Below are 25125 nucleotides of genomic sequence, written 5' to 3'. Positions count from 1 at the left end.
CTAGGTCTTAGACCGATCGGCCCGGAGAGCGGTATCGCCCAGATAGCGCTGGATCTTCGTCTCGAGAAGTTCGGGGCTGATCGGCTTGGACATACAATCGTCCATGCCCGACTGCATGCACATGATGCGATCGACATCCAGTGCCTGCGCCGTCACCCCGACGATGGGCACATGCCATCCCTGCCCGGCCTGTGTCTCGAACTGCCGGATCATGCGAGTCGCCTGATGACCGTTCATGACCGGCATGGACACATCCATGAGGATTAGCGACGGCCGCAGCTGGCGCCATGCGTCGACGGCCGCCTGGCCGTTCTCCACAACAAGGAACCTCAGGCCGGTCGCCTGCAGGATCTGCGTGAAGACGATCTGGTTCACCTCATTGTCCTCGGCAACGAGGACGTCGATCGCGTTGCCTGACTTGGCCGACATCATCCGATCGGTGGCTTCGATCGCGACTGCGGCTTCCGTCTCTATCGGCAGCCGACGTTCAACAGAGGCCAATCGCTCACCCAGCTTTTTGCGCCGCGAGGCACGCACGACATCGATGATCGTGCCACGCAGCACATTGGCGCGCACAGGCTTCATCAAATGCGCCTGGCCGTTGACGGCGGCGAATTCCCTATCGCAACCGGCGACACCCATCGACGTCAGGAACACGATAGGCAGCGTGTCGAAACGCGGATCGGCGCGCACGGCGGTCGCGACCTGATAGCCATTCATGCCGGGCATGCTGTAATCGACGATGATCACATCGACCGATACTCCCATATCGAAGGCAGCATTCAGAATAGCGAGTGCGGTCCTACCATCCTCGGCGACATGTCCGTCAAAACCCCATTGCGCCAACTGTTCGGTCAAAATGCGCCGATGGATCGCGTCGTCTTCCACAATCAGGATGCGGGCATCCTTGACATTGGCCGGCAGCTCCGCGACTTTGCCGCGCGCGGCAACCAGCGGCATGGGCAGATTGACCGTGAAGACCGATCCCTTACCCCATTCGCTCTCCACCGAGAGCGAACCGCCGAAAAGATCGACGAGACCGGCAGTAATGGCCAGACCAAGGCCCGAGCCCTCAAGCCGCCGCGCAAAGGACGAATCCGCCAACGAGAACTTGTCGAAGATCGTATCGAGTTTTTCGTCGGGAATGCCGATGCCCGTATCTTCGATACGCAGAACAAGCAATATGGTGTCGCCCGGTGCCGGCTGGCTGTCCAACTCCACCAGCACATGACCGCGCTCGGTAAACTTGATCGCATTGCCGACGAGATTGGTCACGATCTGCCGAAAACGACCGGCATCGCCGAGTATCGCCGCCGGCACGCCGGGAGCGATGCGCACCATCAGCTCGATATTCTTTTCCGATGCGGCCGCAGCCAACAGGGTCGCAATATCCTCGACGGCCTCGGTGGGATCGAATGCCATCTTGCGCAGATGCATTTCGCCGGTATCGATGCGGGAAAAATCGAGAATGTCATTGATGATGGTCAGCAACGCATTGCCCGACTTGACGATGATATCGACGAAGGTCTTCTGCCTCGCATCGAGATCGGTCTTGCCAAGCAGTTCCGCCATGCCGAGAACGCCGTTCATCGGCGTGCGGATTTCATGGCTCATATGGGTCAGGAATTCGGATTTCGCCCTGTCCGCAGCATTGCTGCGCGCCAGGAGTAACTGCAAATCCGCCTCACGTTCCTTCATCTCGGTAACGTCGGTCAGCACCACCGTCCAGCGGCGATGCTCTCCGAGGGCGGCATCGAGCTGCATCCAGTGATCGCCTTCAATCTGAAATATGCAGGAGATCGGCTTGCCGGCAGCAATGCTTTCTCCCCACGATGCCCGCACGGCCTCGGCATCCTCGCCAAAGTCTCCGCGTTGCGCACAATAATCGAACGCCGCAGACCAGTCTTTACCGACTTCCAGAAGCTCCGCCGGCAGCTTCAGCATGTCCTTCAGCCGGTCGTTGGCCAGCATGATCGTACCGTCCTGGACGATCAGCAGGCCTTGGGACATGGCCTGCATGGCATCGGCCATCAACTCGCCGAGGCGTTCCAGCGCCAGCCGGGCCTCGGTGATCTCGCGGAATTGCTGCTTGACGGCCGAGATGTCCGTATAGGACATCAGCGTCCGCCCGTTGGAAATACGGCGCGCATCGATGATGACGGATTTGCCGTCGGCAAAATTCACTTCCGTCTGCAGATGCTCGCCCGCCTTGCGCAATGCCGCCAGGCGCGCCTGATAGATGTCGTCGATGCTGCGCCCGTCGGAGCCGAAGCGCGCCAGTTCATAGTGTTTGGCGATGAGATCCCGATAGGGGCGGCCTTCGAAGCGCTCATCCTTCGAGAATTCGAAAATGTCGTAGAAGGCGTCATTCACGTATTCGACGACGTAGCCACCGTCGTGGATCAGAACACCGATCGGCATCGAGCGAAGAATATTGTCGAGATCCTGATGCAGTCCCCTGGCAGGTGCTTCCAGAAACACCCCGAAAATATAGACGCGGTCTTCCGCAGGGGAAAAACTCTCGATCTGGATGCGCGATCGCTCACGGCCCGATGCGTCAAAGCAGAGTGCCACCTCTTCCGAACCGAAGACCAGCGCCCGGCGCTCCCTGTCTTCCCTATCGGCGCTCTCCGCGGCATCGAGAAGATCATGGCTGCGATTGCCGATGAAATCGGAAATATCGCGCCTGAAAAACCGCGCATAGGCATCATTGACGGCGACGTAACGAAGCTCGCTGTTCTTGATGTAGGCGGGCCTGTCCAGACTGGTGATCCGGCGGCACGCTATGTCGAGCAGTTCACCGTCCAAGGTCAAACGGAGCCTCTCTTTTCACCGCGCATGATAGTTCATGAAACGACGCTCTAACATGATTGGCTTTAACAAAGCCTTAACCATGTTTAACCATCGCGCCGACGTCGCGTTCAGACTATGCGCTATCCTATAACGGTCATGTCTTGGTCGCAAACGACGGCGGCACATCGGGGGAAACTCTGCCAAGAATCCGTCAACGGATCCCTGGGAGCGAGCGCCATGAGCGATGAAGAAAGCCTGACCTTGAACGAAGCGCAGATCGCAACGGCGACGGGCGAACGGCGGCGGCGGGCCGGAGGGCGTGGCGCCGAACGCAGCCGCAAGCCGAGCGGCACGAAATATCTCAACCTCGTCAACAATCTCGCGCACACGGAACTCCTGTCGCCTGAAGCGCTTGACGATATTCACGAGGCATCGCTGACCATCCTCGAAGAGATCGGCATGGATATCATCCTGCCGGAAGCGCGCGAGCGCATGAAGGCTGCCGGCGCGGACGTCACGCCGGGCAAGGAACGCGTCCGCTTCGATCGCAACATGATCATGGAACTGATCGCTTCGATCCCGTCGAACTTCACGCTGCACGCTCGCAATCCCCTTAGAAACGTTGAGATCGGCGGCCGCAATCTTGTCTTCGCGCAGGTTGCCTCCGCCCCCTTCGTCGCCGACCGCGACGGCGGCAGGAGAGCTGGTAATCAGGAGGATTTCCGCAAGCTTATCAAGCTCGCGCAGTCCTTCGACATCATCCATATGACTGGCGGCTATCCCGTCGAGCCTATCGATATCCACGCTTCGGTCCGCCATCTCGATTGCCTCTCCGACATCGTCAAACTCACCGACAAGGCCTTCCATTGCTATTCGCTGGGCAAGCAGCGCAATCTCGACGCGATCGAGATCGCCCGCATCGGCCGCGGCATCAGCATGGAGCAGATGGAGCGCGAGCCCTCGCTCTTCACCATCATCAATTCCTCCTCGCCGCTGCGTCTCGACGGGCCGATGTTGCAAGGCATCATCGAAATGTCCTCGCGCGGCCAGGTAGTCGTGGTGACACCGTTCACGCTGGCGGGCGCCATGGCGCCGGTGACGATCGCCGGCGCGCTGGTGCAGCAGAATGCCGAGGCGCTCTGCGGCCTCGCCTTCACCCAGATGGTGCGCAAGGGGGCACCGGTCATGTATGGCGGCTTCACCTCGAACGTCGACATGAAGACGGGTGCCCCCGCCTTCGGCACGCCGGAATATATGAAAGCGGTCATCGCGGGCGGGCAGCTCGCCCGTCGATACGGCATCCCCTACCGCACCTCCAACACGAACGCTTCCAATACGCTCGATGCACAGGCGGCTTACGAATCGGCGCTGTCGCTCTGGGCGCTGACCCAGGGCGGCGGCAATTTCGTCCTGCATGCGGCCGGCTGGAGCGAAGGCGGGCTGACCGCCTCCTTCGAGAAATTCATCCTTGACGTCGACATGCTGCAGATGGTCGCGGAATTCCTGAAGCCGCTCGATGTCAGCGCCGATGCTCTGGCGCTGGATGCCGTGCGCGACGTCGGCCCCGGCGGCCATTATTTCGGCACGGCCCATACGCTGGCTCGCTATGAAACCGCTTTCTATTCACCGATCCTGTCGGACTGGCGAAACAACGAGACATGGACGGAAGCCGGGAGGCCCACGACTTACGATCACGCCAATCGTGTCTATAAGGAAACGCTCGAGCGTTATGAACGCCCCCCGCTCGATCCGGCCATCGAGGAAGAGCTCGACGCCTTTGTCGCCAAGCGCAAGGCAGAGGGTGGCGTTCCTACGGATTTCTGATTGAAAATCAAAGGCTTTACGCCTCAAATCATGAACGAAATTTAATGTTCCCGACCTCTTTTTGGCCGCGACTTCGCCAGCTTTCCCAAGCACCGTCAAACTCGGCTTCGGCTGGAAGCCCCGTGTTTTTGGGAAAGGGATGTCAATGTCTGTGCTTCGCACATTAACGACGGCCGGTTTGATCGCGCTGACGCTTGGCAGCGCCGCCGCCGTAACCACCACCACTGCCAGCGCCTCCGACCGCGGCGCCTTCTTCGGCGGTCTCGCCGCGGGTGTCGTCGGCGGCGCTTTGGTAGCCGGGGCTGCGCGTCCGGCCTACCCCGCTTATTACCCGGCATATCCGGCCTACTATGATGGCCCGGTCTACGAGCGCGTCTATGTACGCCCCTACCCCAGCTGCTATTGGGCATGGCGTCACGATGGCTGGGGCCGTCCTTATCGCGTGGAGGTTTGCCGCTAGGATCAGCAATCGCTGATTGAGGGCATGCACCCTTATCAGATCTCGGATGCCGCCGGATTTCGGCGGCATTTTTGTACGCCTGATGAAAGAGCTTTCGCTTACACCTCTTGACATTCGCCGCGTTTAAGACCAAATGCGCCTCAGCTTTCACCTTCCGGCCGCCGCGTGAGCGTGCCCTGCGGGACAATCTGTACGCAAGAGAGGGACAAAAGCGCTTTTATGAATGAGGCCGCGCTAGGTGCTGTGGCCGGATGCGCTGGAAAGCTATTTCCAACTTACAAGTTCCCACTTCACGCGGGGTTCTTGACGCCACAGACAGACCGGACCGCATGGTGCGACCCGGCCTATTTTCTGTGGCGCCCCCGAAAGGTATTGAATTGACCGATTTTCACTCGCTTGGTCTCTCCAAGCAGATCGTTGATACACTGTCGCAGAACAACTTCGCTACGCCGACGCCGATCCAGGCACAGGCGATCCCGCTCGTTCTCCAGGGCCGCGATCTCATCGGCCTCGCCCAGACCGGCACCGGCAAGACAGCCGCTTTCGGCCTCCCGATCATCGAGATGCTGCTGAAGGAAGCCAAGCGTCCCGACAACCGCACCGTCCGCACGCTGATCCTCGCCCCAACCCGCGAGCTGGTGAACCAAATCGCCGACAATCTGAAGCTCTTTGTGCGCAAGTCGCCGCTGCGCATCAACCTTGTGGTCGGTGGCGCGTCAATCAACAAACAGCAGCTTCAACTCGAGCGCGGCACCGATATCCTCGTCGCGACACCGGGTCGCCTCCTCGACCTCATCAATCGCCGTGCCCTCTCCCTCGGCCATGTCACCCATCTCGTTCTCGACGAAGCCGACCAGATGCTCGATCTCGGCTTCATCCACGACTTGCGCAAGATCGCCAAGCTCGTTCCGGCCAAGCGCCAGACCCTGCTCTTCTCGGCAACCATGCCGAAGGCGATCGCCGATCTCGCTTCCGACTACCTGACCAATCCGGTCAAGGTCGAAGTCTCTCCTCCGGGCAAGGCAGCCGACAAGGTCGAGCAATATGTCCACTTCGTCGCCGGCCAGAACCACAAGACCGAAATCCTTAAGGAAACGATCTCTGCCAATCCGGATGGCCGTGCCATCGTCTTCCTGCGCACCAAGCACGGCGCCGAGAAGCTGATGAAGCACCTCGATCACGTCGGCTTCGCGGCTGCCTCCATTCACGGTAACAAGAGCCAGGGTCAGCGCGAGCGCGCGCTCAAGGGCTTCCGCGACGGTGATGTCCGTGTTCTCGTCGCGACCGACGTTGCCGCCCGCGGCATCGACATCCCCGGCGTTTCGCACGTCTACAACTTCGATCTGCCGGAAGTACCGGATGCATATGTTCACCGCATCGGCCGCACGGCGCGCGCCGGCCGCGATGGCATCGCCATAGCCTTCTGTGCCCCCGATGAAATCCGCCTGCTGCGTGACATCGAGCGCCTGATGGGGATCGAGATCGCCGTTGCCAGTGGCGAAGCCCCGGCCGATCGCGGCCGTCCCGTTCGCGGCAAGGGTCGTGGTGGCCAGAACAATGGCGGCCTGGGCAGAGGGCAGAATGGCCAGGGACGCGAGCGCGGCGAAGGCCGCCCGCAACGTCCGGCCCGCCGTCCGTTCTTCGACAAGGAAAACGGCGAGGCTAGCGATCGCCAGGATCGCCGCCCCCGCAACGATCGCCCGCAGCGAGAAAGCAATCGCAATGCCGATTTCCGTGGCCAGCGTCGCAACGAACCGACGCCGCGTCAGGAACCCGACAACGACCTCGCCTCGACCTCGGATTTCCGCCCCGCTCGCAAGCAGCACAACGGCCAGTCCAACGGCAACGGTGCCGCGCATGAGGGCGGAGCCCATCGCGGCCAGCGACATTCCCATGGCCGCCCCGCAGGCCGCCACAACGAAGAACGCGGCGCACAGGGCGAACAGCGCAATGGCGGCAACGGCCGCATGAAGCGTCGTGGCCCAGGCAATGGCGGCCAGCGCCGCGAACGTGCTTGATAAAGTTCAAAGGGGGCCGATTGGCCCCCTTTTTCTAATCCCAATGTACCATCTAGCGTAAAGCCGTTTTTGGAGCGTTCATTGTAACTTCTTCAGCCCCATCGTACGGAGCTAATCTCATGCTGAATATGGCTCGCTAGAGCGAATCTTCGTCCCTGTCTATACCTGCCATGTTCCATTCATGAACTGAGCTTTCGCGCGATGAGAGATCGATACAAAAGCGAAACTCCGCCGATAATACCCATGATCAACACCGAGCCGAAGAGGGATGACGTATACAAATTAGCAAAAACATGCGTCTTCTGTCCGATCAGGACTTCGTAACCTCGACACTTGCCTGTACATTTGCTGTTCAAATCAAAGTTGAAGACGAAATAATCAAAGGCAACAATGATAATGTTGCACATTATTATAATTTTAATCGCCTTAATACGAATATTACCACGATCAACTTCATATACATTTCGATTTACCATTGTATAATCAGTTGCAAATATAGACCCAGACACTACATAGTTGGCCAACAACAACAGACCACAACAACTTAACCCTGAAAGTATCTGGGAAAAGACTATCAACAGCCGGATATTATGCTCCCAAAATACCAACTCTCCCAGAACCGAAAAAACACCGATCGGCAGCAGAAACGAACACAGTATGCGAGCACTGTCGCTCATCCTTTTGTATACTAGACCCTTCATATAGCCATAGGCTGTCCATATAGTTGCAATGAGCGGGAGCGGACCGATAATCCAAGGTAGGCCGATCGCTGGGGCCAGTACGGCAAGAGCCCCTGCTGCGATTAAAATGGATAAAATGATCGTATAGTCTCGGAGTATCGACCTCCATTTCACTGCTTTCCGCTTCATTTTTTCCTCTGAAACAATATGAAAGCACAATTATTGCTTCAAAGCTAAAAAAGGTACAGCACCGCAAGAGACATCATCATCCAATTGTATAGATCCTAAGAGATGACGATCTCTTCTTAGCGAAATAGGCGAATACCATGCCAGCAAGGCCGATTCTGCCGTCTCAAACGTACCTTTATTAGCAGGGGAGTTCTTCGTCGCCGAGAACAGAAAGCTTTCGTTAATCCGCTATTCCGGCACGACTTCCGCCTGACGCCGATTGGTGAGGTAAACGCCGATCACCACAATCACCGTACCAACGATGATCGGCAGCGTCAGCGGCTCCCCGAAGGCGATGGCGGCCTCAATGGCGACGGCGGGCGGCATCAGGTAGATCAGCGATGCGGCGCGCGACACCTGCCCGCGGCGGATGAGATAGAGCAGCAGACCGACGGCGCCCATGGACAGGCCGAAGACGGACCAGAGCAGCGACAGGATCGCCGTCTGCGTGCCGTCGAAGCGCAGGCCTTCGAAAATGAAGGCCAAGGGAACGGTCACAATCAGCGCGCCGACATATTGCAAGGTCGCAATGGTTCTGAGGTCGCCGGTCTGCAGGTGCCGCTTCTGATAGAGCGTGCCATAAGTCACCGAGACCATAGCCAATAGATTGACGACGAGCGGCACCGCCGATTGCCAGAGATTGGCAGTATCCGTCGCCAAGAGTTTCGGCGAGATCGCGATGGCAATGCCGAGGAAACCGAGAAGAAGGCCAACCTTCTGGATCGGCCGCAGCCGCTCGCCGACGAGAAGCGGTGCGGCCATGGCAGTCATCAGCGGCTGCAGCGCCGCAATGATGCCGGAAATGCCGGCCGGCACGCCCTCGGCAATCGCCCACCAAAGGCCCGCCAGATAGATGCCATGCAGGAAAATTCCGGAATAGACGGCCCGGAACACGCTCGACCAGTCGCGCGGCCACCGGGCGCCGACGATCGAACAGAGCAGCACGAAAGCAACAGCCGACAGGCTGTAGCGGATCATCAGGAAGGTGAAAGGGCCTGCATGCAGCGAAGCATATTTGGCGACGATCCAGCCGGTGGACCAGAGAAGGACAAAAATCGCGGGCGCAAGTTTATCGAGGGACATGGGAATCGGACCGATATATGTGGCGCTTAGGATCCGGAATCCTGGTCGACTCTGGGTGTCGCGCGGAGGGGTTGAAGGCTGATAGCCGATGGCGGCTGTACGGTCAAAATCGATCTGCTGAAAACAGCGATCAATTTTTCTTCAGGTCCGGCCAACCACCGCCGTGGTTTCAGAAACCTTAGCCACCACCCAGACGTCCAGTCCGCAAAAGAAGCAGATGCTCAAATTTTGATCCAAACATTGCGGCAAGAGCCGGCAGGCAACAACTCTATTACTCTTAAATGCCTGTAAATCCGGCATTTTTCGATGTTGCGAAATTCGCGATGGCAACTGCGCATAGTTCTTGCATTGTAAAAACCGTTGTATTCAAATGGGTAAAAACACGGGGACCGCACCTTTGGCATTTGATGAAATGATTACTGCGGATGAAAGTCCGCGCGCGCCTTACGAGAAATACTTCGAGTGGTACTCAGGCCAGGACAGGGGCCACCTCATTGCCAAATCCCGCGATGCGGAAACCATCTTCCGAAAGACGGGTATTACCTTCGCGGTCTACGGACACGCCGACTCCTCCGAAAAGCTCATCCCCTTCGACATCATCCCCCGCATCATATCAGGCCGCGAATGGCGCAAGCTCGCCCAGGGCATCGAACAGCGGGTCATCGCCCTCAACGCCTTTCTCGACGACATCTACCACAAGCAGGAAATCATCCGCGCCGGCCGCATCCCGCGCGAACTGATCGAGAAGAACGTTGCCTTCCTGCCCGAGATGATCGGCTTCCGTCCGCCGGGCGGCGTCTACACCCACATCGTCGGCACCGACATCGTGCGCACCGGCGAAGACCAGTTCTATGTGCTCGAGGATAACGCACGCACACCGTCCGGCGTCAGCTACATGCTGGAAAACCGCGAAACGATGATGCAGATGTTCCCCGAACTGTTTCACCAGAACAAAGTGCAGCGCGTCGAGGACTATCCGCTGCTGCTACGCCAAAGCCTGGCATCGCTCGCCCCTCCCGGCTGCACTGGTAAGCCGCGCGTCGCCGTGCTGACGCCGGGCATCTATAACTCCGCCTATTACGAGCATTCCTTCCTCGCCGACATGATGGGCGTGGAGCTGGTGGAAGGCTCCGATCTGCGCGTCATCGACGGCAAGGTGAAGATGCGCACGACACGTGGCTATGAGGCGATCGACGTGCTCTACCGCCGCGTCGACGACGATTTCCTCGATCCCCTGACCTTCCGTCCGGATTCCGCGCTCGGCATCCCCGGCATCATGGATGTCTACCGAGCCGGCAACATCACCATCGCCAATGCGCCCGGCACCGGCATTTCCGACGACAAGGCGATCTATTCCTACATGCCCGAGATCGTCGAATTCTACACCGGCCGCAAGCCGATCCTCGAGAACGTCCCGACCTGGCGCTGTTCCGAGCCAGACAGCCTGCAATATGTGCTCGATAATCTCGCCGATCTCGTCGTCAAGGAAGTCCACGGCTCAGGCGGCTACGGCATGCTTGTGGGGCCGACGGCCACGAAGAGGGAGCGGGCGGCCTTTGCCGAGAAGCTCAAGAGCAAGCCAAACAACTACATCGCGCAGCCAACCCTTTCGCTCTCGACCGTGCCGATCCTCGTCAACAAAGGCATTGCGCCGCGGCATGTCGACCTGCGGCCCTATGTCCTCGTCTCCGACAAGGTGCGGATCATCCCCGGCGGGTTGACCCGCGTGGCGCTGAAGGAAGGCTCGCTGGTGGTCAATTCCAGCCAGGGCGGCGGCACCAAAGATACCTGGGTTCTGGAGGACTGATCGGACATGCTGGGAAGAACCGCGAATGGCCTCTACTGGATGTTCCGTTACATCGAGCGCGCCGAGAACATAGCCCGCCTCGTCGACGCCGGCCAGCGCATGTCGCTGACGCGCAGCGACGCGGTCGACGACGATTGGGATGGCGTCCTGCAAAGCGCCGGCGTGCGCGAGGCCTACAATGAAGTGCACAACAAGCTGACCGGGACCGACGCAATCGATTATCTGATGCGGGACCGCTCCAATCCATCGAGCGTCATGTCCTGCATCGAATATGGCCGCAACAATGCCCGCATGGTGCGCACGGCGCTGACCCGCGACACCTGGGAAGCGACCAACGAATGCTGGATCGAGCTGAAGTCGCTGCTCGGCAAGAAGCTGAAGACGGCCGAGCTGCCTGAGACGATCGACGTCATCAAGCAGCGGGCGGGCCTCATCCGCGGCGCCTTCCACGGCTCGATGCTGCGCAATGAACTCTATAACTTCGCCCGCATCGGCACCTTCATCGAGCGCGCCGACAACACGGCCCGCATCCTCGACGTGAAATATTACGTGCTGCTGCCGTCCGTCTCGCATGTCGGCTCCTCGCTCGACAATGCGCAATGGGAATCGATCTTGCGATCCGTTTCGGCGCACCGGGCCTATAAATGGGCCTATGATCCGGAGTACAAGCCGGCGAACATTGCCGACTTCCTGATCCTCAATGGGCAGATGCCGCGTTCGCTCGCCTATTGCTATGAGAAGATCGTCAGCAATATCGGTTATCTCAGCGCCGAATATGAAAAAAAGCTGCCGGCGCACGATACGGCGGAAGCCATCCGCAAGTCGCTGCAAAAGCTGACGATTAAGCGCATTATGGATCAGGGCCTGCATGAGTTCCTCGAGGATTTCGTCGCACGCAACAATCAGTTGGGCGCCGAAATCTCCGACGGCTACCGGTTCTACGAATAGGCGGGCGATATCATGAAACTGACGATCAGCCATATCACGGAATATCGCTACGACGAGCCGGCGCAATTTTCGCTGCAGCGGCTGCACCTGACGCCGCTGACGGGCGTTGGACAGACGGTCATCGACTGGAAACTCTCGGTCGAAGGCGCCAAGCCCGAGGTGGAATATGACGACCAGTTCGGCAATCGCGCCACGCTGGTGTCCCTCGACGGACAGCAGGACGCAACGAAGATCATTGCCTCAGGCGAAGTCGAGACGCAGGACCTCAACGGCGTTGTCGGGCTGCATCAGGGATTCAGTCCGCTCTGGCTTTTCCTGCGGGAATCGCCGCGTACCAAGGCAGGCAGGCTGACGAAGGAGCTGTTGCGCGGCGTTTCCGGCGACAACGAGCTCAGCAGGATGCATGCACTGATGAAAGCGATCCACGAGACCGTGGAATATAAGCCGGGCACCAGCAATACGGAGACGACGGCGGAACAGGCACTGGAAGCCAAGAGCGGCGTCTGCCAAGACCACGCCCATATCTTCCTCGCCGGCGCCCGTGCGTTGCAGATCCCTGCCCGTTACGTCTCGGGCTATCTGATGATGGAAGGCAAGAACGAACAGGCTGCGACGCATGCCTGGGCCGAGGCACATATCCCCGGCCTCGGCTGGGTCGGCTTCGATCCGGCCAACGATGTCTGCCCCGATGCCCGTTATGTCCGCATCGCGACCGGCCTATGCTATCGGGATGCCGCTCCCGTTTCCGGCATGCGGATCGGCACGCCGGGCGAAACTCTTATGGTCAAAGTGACGGTAGCGAGCCAAGGGCAAAGCCAGAGCCAGAGTCAAAGCTGACAGGCATAATTTACCCTGCCGAGAAAACCTCGACATGGCCTTTGCCGCCATAGCGAAGAATTGCATCATCGGCTGTCAGTAGCGGAATACGGTGAAAGCGTGCTGTCGCCACAATAATCCGGTCAGCCGGATCGGCATGAAATTCTCCCGGCAGCCGAACGCCATCCACCGCGATCTGTGGCTCTATGGAAGCTAGCTCCAAACCGGGCAAGGCGAGTGCTGTACCGAGCCAACGGCTGACGTCGTCACCAAGTGCGATGCGTCCCTTCTCAGCAAGCATGGCGATTTCCCAAGGAGTAATCGCTGAGATCAGAATGCGACTGCGCGCCGTCGTTTCATCGATAAGTTCACGAGCCCGAGCGTTCAGCCTCGGATCGTCATGCATAACCCAGATCAGAACGTGCGTATCGATGACGATCAATGCGTCGCATCCCATTCTTCAGCATCGACAACAGGCAGAAACGGATCGTCATATTGGAGAACAGTGCCCTTCATCGCGCCGATGATACTGGGGCGATTTGATTTCTCCGGCGCGGGGGCCAACAAAGCGACCGGCTTTCCACGCTTCGTAATGATAATGGGCTCTCCGTCATTGCCCATTTGATCGATCAGATGAAGGCATTTCGCTTTGAATTCGGCGGCACCGACAGATTTGACAGACATGGGCACAACTCCCGTACAGATGTACATAAAATATGGTCATCTAAAGCGAGACGGTCAATACCCTAAAGTGCGGGAATGAAGAAGGGCGGAGCTTTCGCCCCGCCCCTATCAAACTCCAGACACCAATCTCAATGGCTGTCGCGGTTGTTCGGGATTTCCGAGCCGCGCTGGCCGACGAGGAAGTCCAGGTCGGCGCCAGTGTCGGCCTGCATGACCGACTTCACATAGAGGCCGCCGTAACCGCCGGTGAGCGGCTTGACCGGGGAAACCCAGGCCGCGCGGCGCTTTGCCAGTTCCTCATCCGACACTTCGAGCTGGATGGTGCGGGCGGGAACGTCGACGGCGATGATGTCGCCGTTCTGGACCAGCGCCAGGGGGCCGCCATCGGCGGCTTCCGGAGCCGTATGCAGGATGACCGTGCCATAGGCTGTGCCGGACATGCGCGCATCGGAGATGCGGATCATGTCGGTGATGCCCTTCTTCAGTACCTTCGGCGGCAGGCCCATATTGCCGACTTCGGCCATGCCCGGATAACCCTTCGGGCCGCAATACTTCAGCACCATGATGCAGTTCTCGTCGATATCGAGATCGTCGCGGTTGATGCGGGCGTGATAGTCCTCGATGCTTTCGAAGACGACGGCGCGGCCCTTGTGCTGCATCAGATGTGGCGAAGCGGCCGACGGCTTCAAGACCGCACCCTTCGGTGCCAGGTTGCCACGCAGGACGGCGATGCCGCCCGACTGCGTCAATGCATTCTCGCGGGGCACGATCACGTCGTCATTGTAGTTGACGACATCCTTGACACCGGCCCAGATCGTATCGCCGGTGACGGTGATGGCGTCCTTGTGCAGCAGGCCCATCTCGCCAACCGCCTTGATGACGACAGGCAGGCCGCCGGCATAGTAGAACTCTTCCATCAGGTGCTTGCCCGACGGCTGCAGGTTGACGATCGTCGGCACTTCGCGGCCAAGACGATCCCAATCGTCCAGCGATAGATCGACGCCGACGCGACCGGCAAGCGCCAGCAGGTGCAGAACGGCATTCGTCGAGCCGCCGACGGCGCCATTGACACGGATCGCGTTTTCGAAGGCTTCCTTGGTCAGAATATCCGAAGGCTTCAGGTCTTCCTTGACCATGTCGACGATACGGCGGCCTGAAAGCTGCGAGATGACGCGGCGACGAGCATCCACGGCCGGGATCGCTGCATTGCCGGGGAGCGTCATGCCAAGCGCTTCGGCCATCGACGCCATGGTCGAAGCCGTACCCATGGTCATACAGCTACCAGCCGAGCGAGCCATGCCCTGCTCCGCATCCATGAATTCATCCAGCGACATCTCGCCGGATTTCACCATTTCGGAGAATTGCCAGATCGCCGTGCCGGAACCGACATCCTTGCCGCGCCACTTGCCGTTCAGCATCGGGCCACCGGAAACGAGGATGACCGGAATGTCGACGGACGCCGCACCCATCAGCAGGCTCGGCGTGGTCTTGTCGCAGCCGCCGAGCAGCACGACGCCATCGACCGGGTTGCCGCGGATCGCCTCTTCGACATCCATGGCCGCGAGGTTGCGGAACATCATCGCGGTCGGGCGCAGCGTGCTTTCGCCGACGGAGAAGACAGGGAATTCGACCGGGAAACCGCCCGCTTCGTAGACACCGCGCTTCACGCGCTCTGCAAGATCACGCAAATGCGCGTTGCAGGGCGTCAGCTCCGACCAGGTGTTACAGATGCCGATGATCGGACGGCCGTCGAACGTATCGGCCGGCAGGCCCTGGTTTTTCATCCAGGAGCGATGCATGATCGCGTTCTTGCCGGTGCCGCCGAACCAGTCGTAGGAGCGCAGCTTGCGCGGCCATTCAGCTTTCTTTTTCATGTCTCAGTACCCTTTGCGTCGCCCAGGCCGCCTCGTTCGCGCCTGGGCTTTAAAATCGATGATCAGGCGAGCGTGTAAGCCGTCTTGACGGTAGTGAAGAATTCGGCGGCATATTTGCCCTGCTCGCGCGGACCGAAGGACGAGCCCTTGCGGCCGCCGAACGGTACGTGGAAGTCGACGCCCGCCGTCGGCAGGTTGACCATCACCATGCCCGCTTCCGCATTGCGCTTGAAATGCGTCGCATGCTTCAGGCTCGTCGTAGCAATGCCCGAGGACAGGCCGAATGGCGTGTCGTTGGCCGTTGCCAAGGCTTCCTCGTAATCCCTAACGCGGATGACGGAAGCAACCGGGCCGAAGATTTCTTCGCGGCTGATGCGCATCTGGTTCGTCGCTTCCGTGAACAAAGTCGGCTGGAGGTAAAAGCCGGGTGTGTCACGGTTGACGAGTTCGCCGCCGAAGGCAAGCTTGGCGCCTTCCTGCCGGCCGATCTCTATATAGTCGGTATCCGTCTTCAGCTGCTTGGCATCGACGACCGGGCCGATATGCGTGCCCGACTTCAACGCGTTATCGACGTTCAGCGTCTTCAGCTTTTCCGTCAGCGCCGCCACGAACTTGTCGTGAATGCCCTCGGTGACGATCAGGCGCGACGAGGCCGTGCAGCGCTGGCCGGTCGAGAAGAAAGCCGAGTTGGCAGCCGCCTCGACAGCGACGGTCAAGTCAGCATCGTCAAGCACCACCATCGGGTTCTTGCCGCCCATTTCCAGCTGGTACTTGCGGCCGTGCTCGACCGACGACAGCGCCACGCGCTTGCCCGTGCCGACCGAGCCGGTGAAGGTGATCCCCGAAAGAACCGGGCTATCGAGCATTGCCTGACCGACGACAGAGCCCTTACCCATGACGAGGTTCAAGACACCCTTCGGCAGACCGGCGCGGTGGAGAATATCGACGATCGCCCATGAGCAGCCGGGAACGAGATCGGCCGGCTTGAAGACGACGGTGTTGCCGTAGCAGAGCGCCGGCGCGATCTTCCAGGCGGGAATGGCGATCGGGAAGTTCCAGGGCGTGATGATGCCGATGACACCAAGCGGCTCGCGGGTGATCTCGACGCCGATGTTCGGGCGCACGGAAGGCACCACCTCGCCTGCCAGACGCAAGGCCTCGCCGGCAAAGAATTCGAAGATCTGCGCGGCGCGGATCGTCTCGCCGATCGCCTCCGGAAGCGTCTTGCCCTCTTCGCGGGCGAGCAGCGCGCCGAGCTCGTCCTTGCGCGCCAGGATCTCGTCGCCGGCCTTCTTCAGAATCGTGTGGCGCTCCAGAATACCGGAACGCGACCAGGCCGGAAAAGCAGCCTTCGCAGCAGCGATCGCATCCGTGACGTCCTGCGCGCTTGCGCTCGCATAGAGGCCGACGACCTCGTTCGTATCCGACGGGTTGATGTTCTCGGTGCCGTTCGTCCCCGTCCACTCCCCGGCGATCAAGTTCTGATGAATGGTCATGGCGTCATGCCTTCCTGGATCGTATTAAAGATGCCCGGCCGATCCCTTGCGGCCGGGCTCGATGCATTACAGCTGGCGAACAGCCACATTCTCCTCGGCATCGATCGCCAGCGGATTGCGTAGCGGCAGTCCGAATTCCCCAACTTCGATTTCGAAGACATCACCGACTTCCGGCTTGATGCCTTCGGCAAACGAAAGCGTCGCAGTGCCGAACATGTGGACATGCACATCGCCTGGAACGCGGAAGATGCCGTACTTGAAGTGGTGATATTCAAGGTTCGCGAAGGTATGCGACATGTTCGCTTCGCCCGACAGGAACGGCTTCTCGAAGATCACCTTGTCGCCACGCTTGATGCGGGACGTGCCGCGAATATCTTCTGGCGCAACACCGACGCGGATTTCCGGGCCGAAACTTGCCGGACGCAGCTTGGAATGGGCGAGATAGAGATAGTTGATCCGCTCGGTGACGTGATCGGAAAACTCGTTCGACAGCGCAAATCCGATACGGAACGGCGTGCCATCCTTGGCGATGACATAGATGCCGGCCATTTCCGGCTCCTCGCCGCCATCAAGCGCGAAGGATGGAGATACGAGTGCCGCACCCGGGGCTGCAGCGCCATAGCCGTTGCCCTTGTAGAACCACTCGGGCTGCACGCCTTTCTCGCCTGCCTTCGGCTTGCCGCCCTCGATGCCCATCTTGAACATCTTCATGGAGTCGGTCAGCGTCTCCTCGGCTGCTTCCGTCGTCTTCTTGTGCATGGAATCACGCGTCGCGGCAGAGCCGAGATGCGTCAGGCCGGTGCCCGTCAGGTGCAGGTGAGCTGCATCTGGATGCGTGATCGGCGGCAGGAAACGGCCCTCTGCATAGGCTTTTTCGAGATCGATCGCCTCGCCGAGACCATGGGCCTCGATGACTGAAGCGAGGGACTTGCCGCTATCGGCAGCTTCGATCGCAAGCTTGTAGACGCTGCCACCATTGACGACAGCCTTGGCAGCTTCGCCGGGTCCGTTGCGGACCGCAACGACGATCTCGCCGTTCGAACCCTTGATCTGCGAGATGAGCATGTCTTTCATCCTTTCCTAACAGACAGAGATCGGATGCAGTTTCCCGTTCCGGCTCTCAGCGAGAGCCGGACTCTGTCATAGATTTGGTTTTAAAAGCTGGGTTGATCGCTAAACGATCAACCCTTGTTCTTGTTGTAGACGTCGATGAACACGGCGGCGAGCAGAACCGCACCCTTGATCATCTTCTGGGAGTCCGTCTGGTATCCGAGGATCGACATGCCCTGGTTCAGCACGCCCATAATCAAAGCGCCGATAACGGCACCCGTCACCTTGCCGACGCCGCCGGAGGCCGAAGCGCCGCCGATGAAGCAGGCTGCGATGACGTCGAGTTCGAGGCCGTCACCGCCCTTTGCGGTTGCCGAATTCAGGCGCGTCGCGATGATGATGCCGGCGATGCTCGCCAGGATGCCCATGTTGATGAAGGTGTAGAAGGTCAGGCGGCGGGTATCGATACCTGAGAGCTTCGTCGCCTTCTCATTGCCGCCCATGGCATAGATGCGGCGGCCGATCGTCGTGCGCTGTGTCGCGAAGCTATAGAGCGCGATCAAAAGCAGCATGAGAACCAAAACATTCGGCAAGCCCCTGTAGGAGGAGATCTGATAGCCGATGAAGATGGCGGCGGCAGCAACCACCAGATTCTGGGCGACGAAGAAGCTGAACGGCTCGACATCGATGCCATGCTTCTCGTTCACACTGCGGCGACGCCATGACAGGAAGAACATCACGATCGGAATGGCAACTGTCAGCAACATCGATGTCGAATGGATGCCGCCCAAATCGACGAAATCCGGAATGAAGCCTGTTGCGACGATCTGGAACGCCGGCGGGAACGGACCGATGCTGCTGCCGTTGCCGGTCGTGTTGATGATCGTATAGGTCAGCCCACGGAAAACCAGCATGCCTGACAGCGTCACGATGAACGACGGAATGCGGTGATACGCGATGAAATAGCCATGCCAGGCGCCGACCGCAGCACCCATCAGCAGACAAATGACCGTTGCGAGCGCAAGATTCATGTGCATCTGCACGACCAGAACGCCCGCAACCGCCCCGACAAAGCCGACAACGGAGCCGACCGAAAGGTCGATATGGCCGGCCACGATGACCAACAGCATGCCAAGCGCCATGATGACGATGAACGAATTCTGCAGGACGATGTTGGTCAGGTTCTGCGGCCTAAAGAGAACGCCGTTCGTCAAGTACTGAAACAGCAGCATGATGACGACGAGCGCGATCAACATGCCGTATTCACGAATGTTGTTGCGGATATGGTCGCCGATTGAAACGACGTGGCTGCTTTCCGTGGCTGGGTTGGCCGAACTCATTGATGCTTCTCCCCTGAGCGCATGATAGCGCGCATGATACTCTCCTGGCTTGCCTCTGCCTTCGGCAGTTCGGCAACAATTCGACCCTCGTTCATGACGTAGATGCGGTCGCAGGTACCGAGAAGCTCGGGCATTTCCGATGAGATCATCAGAACGCCCTTTCCGTCGGCGGCAAGCTGGTTGATGATGGAATAGATTTCGTATTTGGCGCCGACGTCGATGCCGCGTGTGGGCTCATCGAGGATCAGGACGTCCGGGTCCGAGAACAGCCATTTCGACAGCACCACTTTCTGTTGGTTGCCGCCGGAGAGGTTGCCCGCTTCCTGGAAGACGCCGGCCGAACGGATGCGCAGCTTGGAGCGATAGTTCGTCGCCACCTGCAGCTCGCGCACGTCGTCGATGACGGTCGCCTTGGAAACGCCAAGCAGATTGGCAAGCGTCGTGTTGTGCAGGATGCTGTTGGTCAGAACCAAGCCGAGCTGCTTGCGGTCTTCGGTCACATAGGCAAGACCGGCATCGATCGCCTTGCGCACCGTGCTGGTGTCGACCAGTTTGCCGTCCAGGAAGACTTCGCCGCTGATCTTGTGGCCATAGGACTTGCCGAAGACGCTCATGGCGAATTCGGTACGGCCCGCGCCCATCAGGCCAGCAATGCCGACCACTTCGCCCTTGCGCACATTGATGTTGATATTGTGCAGGACCTGGCGATCGCGATGCTGCTGGTGGAAGGCATTCCAGTTCTTCACTTCGAAGATCGTTTCGCCGATCGGAACCGAACGCGGCGGGTAGCGATCCGCCAGCTCACGGCCGACCATGTTGCGAATGATGATGTCTTCGCTGATCTCTTCCTCGTGACAGTCCAGCGCCTTCACCGTCATGCCGTCGCGCAACACCGTGATCTGATCGGCCACCTTGCGCACTTCGTTGAGCTTGTGCGTGATGATGATCGACGTGATGCCTTGGTTACGGAACTCCATGAGGAGATTGAGGAGCGCATCGGAGTCGTTTTCATTCAGCGATGCCGTCGGCTCGTCAAGAATGAGCAGCTTGACGCTCTTCGACAGGGCCTTGGCGATCTCGACGAGCTGCTGCTTGCCGACACCGATGTCGGTCACGAGCGTATTCGGAGATTCCTTGAGGCCCACTTTGGAAAGGAGTTGTTTGGTCCGGCTAAAAGTCTCCTGCCAATTGATCATGCCATTGGCTACGACCTCATTGCCCAGGAAAATGTTCTCGGCGATCGACAGAAGCGGAACGAGCGCCAACTCCTGATGGATGATGATGATGCCGATGTCTTCGGAATCCCTGATCGTCTTGAATTGGCGGACCCCGCCATCGTAGTAGATGTCGCCTTCATAGGTGCCGGCCGGATAAACGCCTGAAAGCACCTTCATCAGGGTGGATTTGCCGGCCCCGTTTTCGCCAACTAAGGCATGGATCTCGCCCTGACGGACTTTCAGATTGACATTTTCCAAGGCGTTCACACCGGGGAACGACTTGGTGATGTTCCGCATTTCGAGAATGGTATTGTCCATTGTCCAAATCCAACGCCACGACTGAACATAGCAGACCGCGCGATCGTCTTAAATATGAAAGCCAGGGCCCGCCTTTCAGCGAGCCCTGACCGGTCTATTGAAAAATTACTTCAGCTGGTCAGCCTTGTAGTAACCGCCCTCAACGAGGACCTTCTCGTAGTTGGTCTTGTCGACTGCGACCGGGGTCAGCAGGTAGGACGGAACAACCTTGACGCCGTTGTCGTAGGTCTTGGTGTCGTTGACTTCAGGCGTCTTGCCTTCCATCAGAGCGTTGACCATGTTGACGGTAACCTTGGCAAGGTCACGGGTGTCCTTGAAGATCGTCGAATGCTGCTCGCCGGCAATGATCGACTTGACCGACGGGATTTCGGAGTCCTGACCGGTGACGATCGGAAGCTTCACGCCGCCGGAACCGTAGCCGACGCCCTTGAGCGCGGAGAGGATGCCGATCGACAGGCCGTCATACGGGGACAGAACGGCATCGACATGAGCGTCGGTGTAGTAGGCCGACAGCAGGTTGTCCATGCGAGCCTGGGCCGTTGCCGGGTCCCAACGCAGCGTACCGACCTTGTCCATGCCCATCTGGCCGGACTTTACGACCAGCTTGCCGCTGTCGATGTACGGCTTCAGGACCGACATTGCGCCGTCATAGAAGAAGAAGGCGTTGTTGTCGTCCGGAGAACCGCCGAACAGCTCAATATTGAACGGGCCCTTGCCATCCTTGAGGCCGAGAGCGTCGACGATCGAGTTTGCCTGCAGGACGCCGACCTTGAAGTTGTCGAAGGTCGCATAATAGTCGACGTTCGGGCTGTTGCGGATCAGGCGGTCATAGGCGATGACCTTGATGCCGGCATCGTGAGCCTTCTGCAGAACGTCGGACAGCGTGGTGCCGTCGATCGAAGCGATGACGAGGACCTTGTCGCCCTTGGTGACCATGTTCTCGATCTGCGAGAGCTGGTTCGGAATGTCGTCGTCGCCGTACTGCAGGTCGGTGCCGTAACCCGCAGCCTGGAGCTGCTTGACGATGTTGTTGCCGTCATCGATCCAGCGAGCCGAAGCCTTGGTCGGCATGGCGATGCCTACCGTGCCCTTGTCCGCCGCGAAGGCAGGTACCACCAGCGTAGCGACGCCGAACGCAGCGCCGGCCATCAATGAGATAATGGATTTCATTACTCTCTCCCTTGTTGAATTAATGCGGCGGACAAAAAATGCCCGCCCGAAACTGCGGCAGGTTCCGTAGAAGGAATGATTTACTTCTAATTGTGAGAAACGAAGTAGGTCTCCTCCACGCTCTCACGGTTTATGAGCTGTACCCAGCGCACAATCGGCAAACTCGTACGATTTCGTATAACTGTCAAATAGAATAACTGGCTAAACATATACCAAGTTTGGTATAATGTTAAAAAATAGTACTTTTTTGCCGATGAAGGGGAAAATTGGCCGTTATGGAGAAAATATATAACGATTATGTGAGCGATGGCATTGAGATTCATTCCGACAATTTTCGCGACGATGCGTTGTTGAAAGCCGGTTTGAAGCTCAATCACCTGCGCATGATCGTCACGATCGAGGATCACGGGCAAATATCCGCCGCCGCTGAGTCCATGAATATGTCACAACCTGCGGCTTCACGCATGCTCTCAGAAATGGAGTCGATTGTCAAAAGCCCGCTTTACGAGCGCGTCGCCAGAGGCGTCGTGTTGACCCCTTTCGGCCTCGCTTTGGCCAAGCGGGCGCGCAAGATCCTGTTGGAGCTGCGCGAGGCAGGCCGGGAGCTTGGCGCCTTGCGGACTGGCAAGGGCGGCTCGGTCTTTCTGGGGGCGGTGACCGCGCCGGCGATCAGCCTTGTCGTTCCGGCGATCCAGCGTGTGACGCGCACCTATCCCGGCATAGAGATCAATATCGAGGTCGAGAACAGCAATGTGCTCGCCCGCGAGCTGCTGGCGGCCCGCCATGACTTCATCATCAGCCGCATCCCGGACGATCTCGATCCGCGTCTGTTCACTGCCCATGAGATCGGCGTCGAGAAAGCCTGCCTGGTGGTCCGCAACGGGCATCCGCTGCTTGAAAAAGGTGTAGCCAGCCTGCACGATCTGGCCGGTTACGACTGGGTATTCCAACCGCCGGGCACGTTGCTTCGCCGCAAGGTGGAAGACATTTTTCTCGCCGCCGGCGTGCCCCTGCCCGAAAACGTCGTCAACACCTCGTCTCTGCTTCTGACGCTTGCGGTCGTCTGCAAGACGGATGCGATCGCACCGATTGCGCTCGACATGGCGCAATTCATCTGCGGGCAGACGTCCCAGGCCGGCGAATCCTCCATCCTGCCGATCGATTTCGATATCGACGTCAGGCCCTATAGCCTCATCACCGCCCGTGAACGCGCCATGCCGCCGAGCGCGCGGCTGCTGCACGACATGATCCTGGAAGAGAGCCGGCATCTCTCGCTGACATAACATACATGCAAGCCATAAGCTCCGCGCCAACTTCCTCTCCTATGAAGCTTGGTGTGGAGACCACGCATGCTGTTCAAGCAATCATTGTTTCAATCCGTGCTCGATCGCCTCGATAGCGAAGAGGAACCCGCGGAAGAGGAAGAGGCCGCGCATCGCATCCGCGGCCTGAACGTCAGCTTTGCCGCAACGGTGCTGGGCGGAGAGACACCGGACGCCCATCGGCCTGACGAAGCCTACCGCGACAACCTCGGCGACCCCATCATGTTGCCTGAATTGGAGCCTGAACCCGCTCCGCAAAAGCCGGAGCCGCCGATCATGCCAGAACATCTGGCACGAACATCGCGGGAAGAAGTTGCCGCCGAGCTCGCAATTACCTCCGACCTCACACGCGAAGCCCTGCAGGAAAAACGCCGCAGTTTCGCCAAGGCCAATCATCCGGACAGCGTCGCCGCTCTCTTCCGCGAACAGGCGACGATCCGTATGACGCTCGCCAATCAGCTGATCGATGAAGCCATACGTCGCCTCAGACGATAATTATTTCTTGTCGTCAGAGGATGGCTCATCATCCTCAGCAGCGTCCTCTTGCGGCCGGGCTTCGCTTGCGGCTTCAGGCGGTTGCGGCTTGAAATTCAGGAGCAGCATCCAGGCCGAATAGGCGCCGAGCGCACCCGACAGCATCGCCCAGAATGGCTGCGAGCCCAGCGTTTCCACCGCTGCCCAGCCAAAGCAGACAGCCACGATGAGAATGCGCACCCAAAGCGGCTTGTAGATGGGATGGCTGGGATCGATCAGTTGCATGGGTTTCTTCTGCCTGTGTAAGAAGACATGTCTTTAGCGCATCCCCACGAAAATTGTGAAGCCGTCCAGATAAAATAAGGTTTCGCGGGCGGATTTCGGCTAAGCCGGCATCGAACGGTGATTTTGAGAATTGTGAAGTCCAGGCGGCTTGACGCCGCCACCGGAAAATGGAATGAAAATTCCATAGAGATTTATATTCGGTCCATTTATTCCGAATTCAGGGAGGTAAGAATGACTGTCAGATTTGGTCTGCTCGGCGCCGGACGCATCGGGAAGGTGCATGCGAAAGCCGTCAGCGGCGATGCCAACGCCAAGCTCGTCGCCGTTGCGGATGCGTTTCCCGCGGCTGCGGAAGCCATATCCGCCGCCTATGGCTGCGAAGTCCGCACCATTGAGGCGATCGAGGCCGCCAAGGATATCGATGCCGTCGTCATCTGCACGCCGACCGATACCCACGCCGATCTGATTGAGCGCTTTTCGCGCGCCGGCAAGGCCGTCTTCTGCGAAAAGCCGATCGATCTCGACGTCGCCCGCGTGAAGGCTTGCATCAAGGTTGTCGAGGAAACCAAGGGCAAGCTGATGGTCGGCTTCAACCGTCGCTTCGACCCACATTTCATGGCCGTGAAGAAGGCGATCGACGAAGGCCGCATCGGCACCGTGGAGATGGTGACGATCACCTCGCGCGATCCGGGCGCCCCGCCTGTCGATTACATCAAACGCTCCGGCGGCATCTTCCGCGACATGACGATTCATGACTTCGACATGGCCCGCTTCCTGCTCGGCGAAGAGCCGGTCGCCGTTACCGCAACCGCCGCAGTCCTCGTCGACAAGGCGATCGGCGAAGCCGATGATTACGATAGCGTTTCGGTCATCCTGCAGACGGCATCCGGCAAGCAGGCTGTTATCTCCAACTCGCGCCGGGCCACCTACGGCTACGACCAGCGGATCGAGATCCATGGCTCGAAGGGCTTGGTATCGGCCGAAAACCAGCGCCCCTTTTCGATCGAAGTCGCAAACGGCGATGGCTACACCCGCCCGCCGCTGCACGATTTCTTCATGACCCGCTACACCGAAGCCTATGCCAACGAGATCGCGAGCTTCATCGCCGCGGTCGAAAAGGGCGTCGCCATCACACCATCGGGCGCCGATGGTCTTGCCGCACTGAAGCTGGCGGATGCCGCCCTGCAGTCCGTCAAGGAAGGCCGCCTGATCAAGATCGACTGAGCCGTCTCCATTCC

The 25125-nt window shown here is 59.1% G+C and carries 21 protein-coding genes; 9 read left to right on the top strand and 12 right to left on the bottom strand.

Annotated elements, in window-relative coordinates; translation table 11 throughout:
- Positions 1 to 2814: a response regulator gene (locus PH558_RS02950; protein ID WP_285202076.1), complete on the bottom strand. Its 2814-nt coding sequence runs from the start codon at positions 2812 to 2814 to the stop codon at positions 1 to 3.
- Between the two features lie 216 nt (positions 2815 to 3030).
- Between PH558_RS02950 and PH558_RS02945 the strand changes: the two genes are divergently transcribed.
- The 3 genes from PH558_RS02945 (at position 3031) to PH558_RS02935 (ending at position 7095) form a co-directional block, all read left to right on the top strand.
- Complete coding sequence (locus tag PH558_RS02945; RefSeq protein ID WP_285202075.1) at positions 3031 to 4617, top strand: trimethylamine methyltransferase family protein; 1587 nt, start codon at positions 3031 to 3033, stop codon at positions 4615 to 4617.
- A 145-nt stretch (positions 4618 to 4762) separates the two neighbouring features.
- Positions 4763 to 5077 (top strand): hypothetical protein, encoded by a 315-nt coding sequence (locus PH558_RS02940; RefSeq protein ID WP_095435501.1) that lies wholly within the window; start codon positions 4763 to 4765, stop codon positions 5075 to 5077.
- Positions 5078 to 5406: 329 nt separating this feature from the next.
- Positions 5407 to 7095: a DEAD/DEAH box helicase gene (locus PH558_RS02935; protein ID WP_285202073.1), complete on the top strand. Its 1689-nt coding sequence runs from the start codon at positions 5407 to 5409 to the stop codon at positions 7093 to 7095.
- 179 nt (positions 7096 to 7274) lie between these two features.
- Here the strand turns inward: PH558_RS02935 and PH558_RS02930 are convergent, their stop codons facing one another.
- Together PH558_RS02930 and PH558_RS02925 are read right to left on the bottom strand one after the other, a co-directional pair.
- A complete protein-coding gene (locus tag PH558_RS02930) occupies positions 7275 to 7964 on the bottom strand; it encodes a hypothetical protein (protein WP_285202071.1) in 690 nt (229 codons plus the stop codon).
- A gap of 228 nt (positions 7965 to 8192) precedes the next feature.
- Entirely contained in the window at positions 8193 to 9086 is an 894-nt protein-coding gene (locus PH558_RS02925) for a DMT family transporter (protein WP_095435505.1), read from the bottom strand.
- Between the two features lie 397 nt (positions 9087 to 9483).
- On the opposite strand from PH558_RS02925, the gene PH558_RS02920 reads away from it, so the two are divergent.
- The 3 genes from PH558_RS02920 to PH558_RS02910 are packed head-to-tail and all read left to right on the top strand — an operon-like array spanning position 9484 to position 12678.
- Positions 9484 to 10893: a circularly permuted type 2 ATP-grasp protein gene (locus PH558_RS02920; protein WP_285202070.1), complete on the top strand. Its 1410-nt coding sequence runs from the start codon at positions 9484 to 9486 to the stop codon at positions 10891 to 10893.
- 6 nt (positions 10894 to 10899) lie between these two features.
- Positions 10900 to 11841: an alpha-E domain-containing protein gene (locus PH558_RS02915; RefSeq protein WP_285202069.1), complete on the top strand. Its 942-nt coding sequence runs from the start codon at positions 10900 to 10902 to the stop codon at positions 11839 to 11841.
- A 12-nt stretch (positions 11842 to 11853) separates the two neighbouring features.
- Positions 11854 to 12678 (top strand): transglutaminase family protein, encoded by an 825-nt coding sequence (locus PH558_RS02910; protein ID WP_285202068.1) that lies wholly within the window; start codon positions 11854 to 11856, stop codon positions 12676 to 12678.
- A gap of 10 nt (positions 12679 to 12688) precedes the next feature.
- On the opposite strand, the gene PH558_RS02905 is transcribed toward PH558_RS02910, so the two are convergent.
- From PH558_RS02905 to chvE, 8 genes are all read right to left on the bottom strand, one after another.
- Positions 12689 to 13099: a type II toxin-antitoxin system VapC family toxin gene (locus tag PH558_RS02905; RefSeq protein ID WP_285202067.1), complete on the bottom strand. Its 411-nt coding sequence runs from the start codon at positions 13097 to 13099 to the stop codon at positions 12689 to 12691.
- A complete protein-coding gene (locus tag PH558_RS02900) occupies positions 13096 to 13341 on the bottom strand; it encodes a type II toxin-antitoxin system Phd/YefM family antitoxin (RefSeq protein ID WP_095435510.1) in 246 nt (81 codons plus the stop codon). Before PH558_RS02900 ends, PH558_RS02905 begins: the two co-directional genes overlap by 4 nt.
- Positions 13342 to 13469: 128 nt before the next feature.
- A complete protein-coding gene (araD, locus tag PH558_RS02895) occupies positions 13470 to 15215 on the bottom strand; it encodes an L-arabinonate dehydratase (protein WP_285202062.1) in 1746 nt (581 codons plus the stop codon).
- A gap of 62 nt (positions 15216 to 15277) precedes the next feature.
- Positions 15278 to 16711, bottom strand: a complete 1434-nt coding sequence (locus PH558_RS02890; protein WP_285202061.1) for an aldehyde dehydrogenase family protein — start codon at positions 16709 to 16711, stop codon at positions 15278 to 15280.
- Between the two features lie 66 nt (positions 16712 to 16777).
- Positions 16778 to 17776: an AraD1 family protein gene (gene araD1 / locus PH558_RS02885; RefSeq protein WP_285202060.1), complete on the bottom strand. Its 999-nt coding sequence runs from the start codon at positions 17774 to 17776 to the stop codon at positions 16778 to 16780.
- A 116-nt stretch (positions 17777 to 17892) separates the two neighbouring features.
- Positions 17893 to 19101, bottom strand: coding sequence for a multiple monosaccharide ABC transporter permease (gene mmsB / locus PH558_RS02880; RefSeq protein WP_095435513.1), 1209 nt, complete (start codon positions 19099 to 19101; stop codon positions 17893 to 17895).
- Positions 19098 to 20636, bottom strand: a complete 1539-nt coding sequence (gene mmsA / locus PH558_RS02875) for a multiple monosaccharide ABC transporter ATP-binding protein (protein ID WP_095435514.1) — start codon at positions 20634 to 20636, stop codon at positions 19098 to 19100. Before mmsA ends, mmsB begins: the two co-directional genes overlap by 4 nt.
- 105 nt (positions 20637 to 20741) lie before the next feature.
- Entirely contained in the window at positions 20742 to 21806 is a 1065-nt protein-coding gene (gene chvE / locus PH558_RS02870) for a multiple monosaccharide ABC transporter substrate-binding protein (RefSeq protein WP_069612777.1), read from the bottom strand.
- 275 nt (positions 21807 to 22081) lie between these two features.
- On the opposite strand from chvE, the gene PH558_RS02865 reads away from it, so the two are divergent.
- The gene (locus PH558_RS02865) at positions 22082 to 23089 is read left to right on the top strand and encodes a LysR family transcriptional regulator (RefSeq protein WP_113408124.1); all 1008 of its coding nucleotides are present in this window, start codon (positions 22082 to 22084) and stop codon (positions 23087 to 23089) included.
- 66 nt (positions 23090 to 23155) lie between these two features.
- Positions 23156 to 23623 carry a hypothetical protein gene (locus tag PH558_RS02860; RefSeq protein ID WP_285202055.1) on the top strand — a complete coding sequence of 156 codons (468 nt, stop codon included), beginning with the start codon at positions 23156 to 23158 and terminating at the stop codon, positions 23621 to 23623.
- On the opposite strand, the gene PH558_RS02855 is transcribed toward PH558_RS02860, so the two are convergent.
- The gene (locus PH558_RS02855) at positions 23624 to 23887 is read right to left on the bottom strand and encodes a hypothetical protein (protein WP_095435517.1); all 264 of its coding nucleotides are present in this window, start codon (positions 23885 to 23887) and stop codon (positions 23624 to 23626) included.
- Positions 23888 to 24118: 231 nt separating this feature from the next.
- On the opposite strand from PH558_RS02855, the gene iolG reads away from it, so the two are divergent.
- Positions 24119 to 25111 carry an inositol 2-dehydrogenase gene (iolG, locus tag PH558_RS02850; RefSeq protein ID WP_095436330.1) on the top strand — a complete coding sequence of 331 codons (993 nt, stop codon included), beginning with the start codon at positions 24119 to 24121 and terminating at the stop codon, positions 25109 to 25111.
- The last annotated feature ends 14 nt before the right edge of the window (positions 25112 to 25125 follow it).

Origin of the sequence: Rhizobium pantanalense, assembly GCF_030182525.1 — a bacterium.
Lineage (GTDB): Bacteria > Pseudomonadota > Alphaproteobacteria > Rhizobiales > Rhizobiaceae > Rhizobium.
Note: the sequence above shows the minus strand (reverse complement) of the source record. Positions and strands in the feature narration are given on the sequence as shown.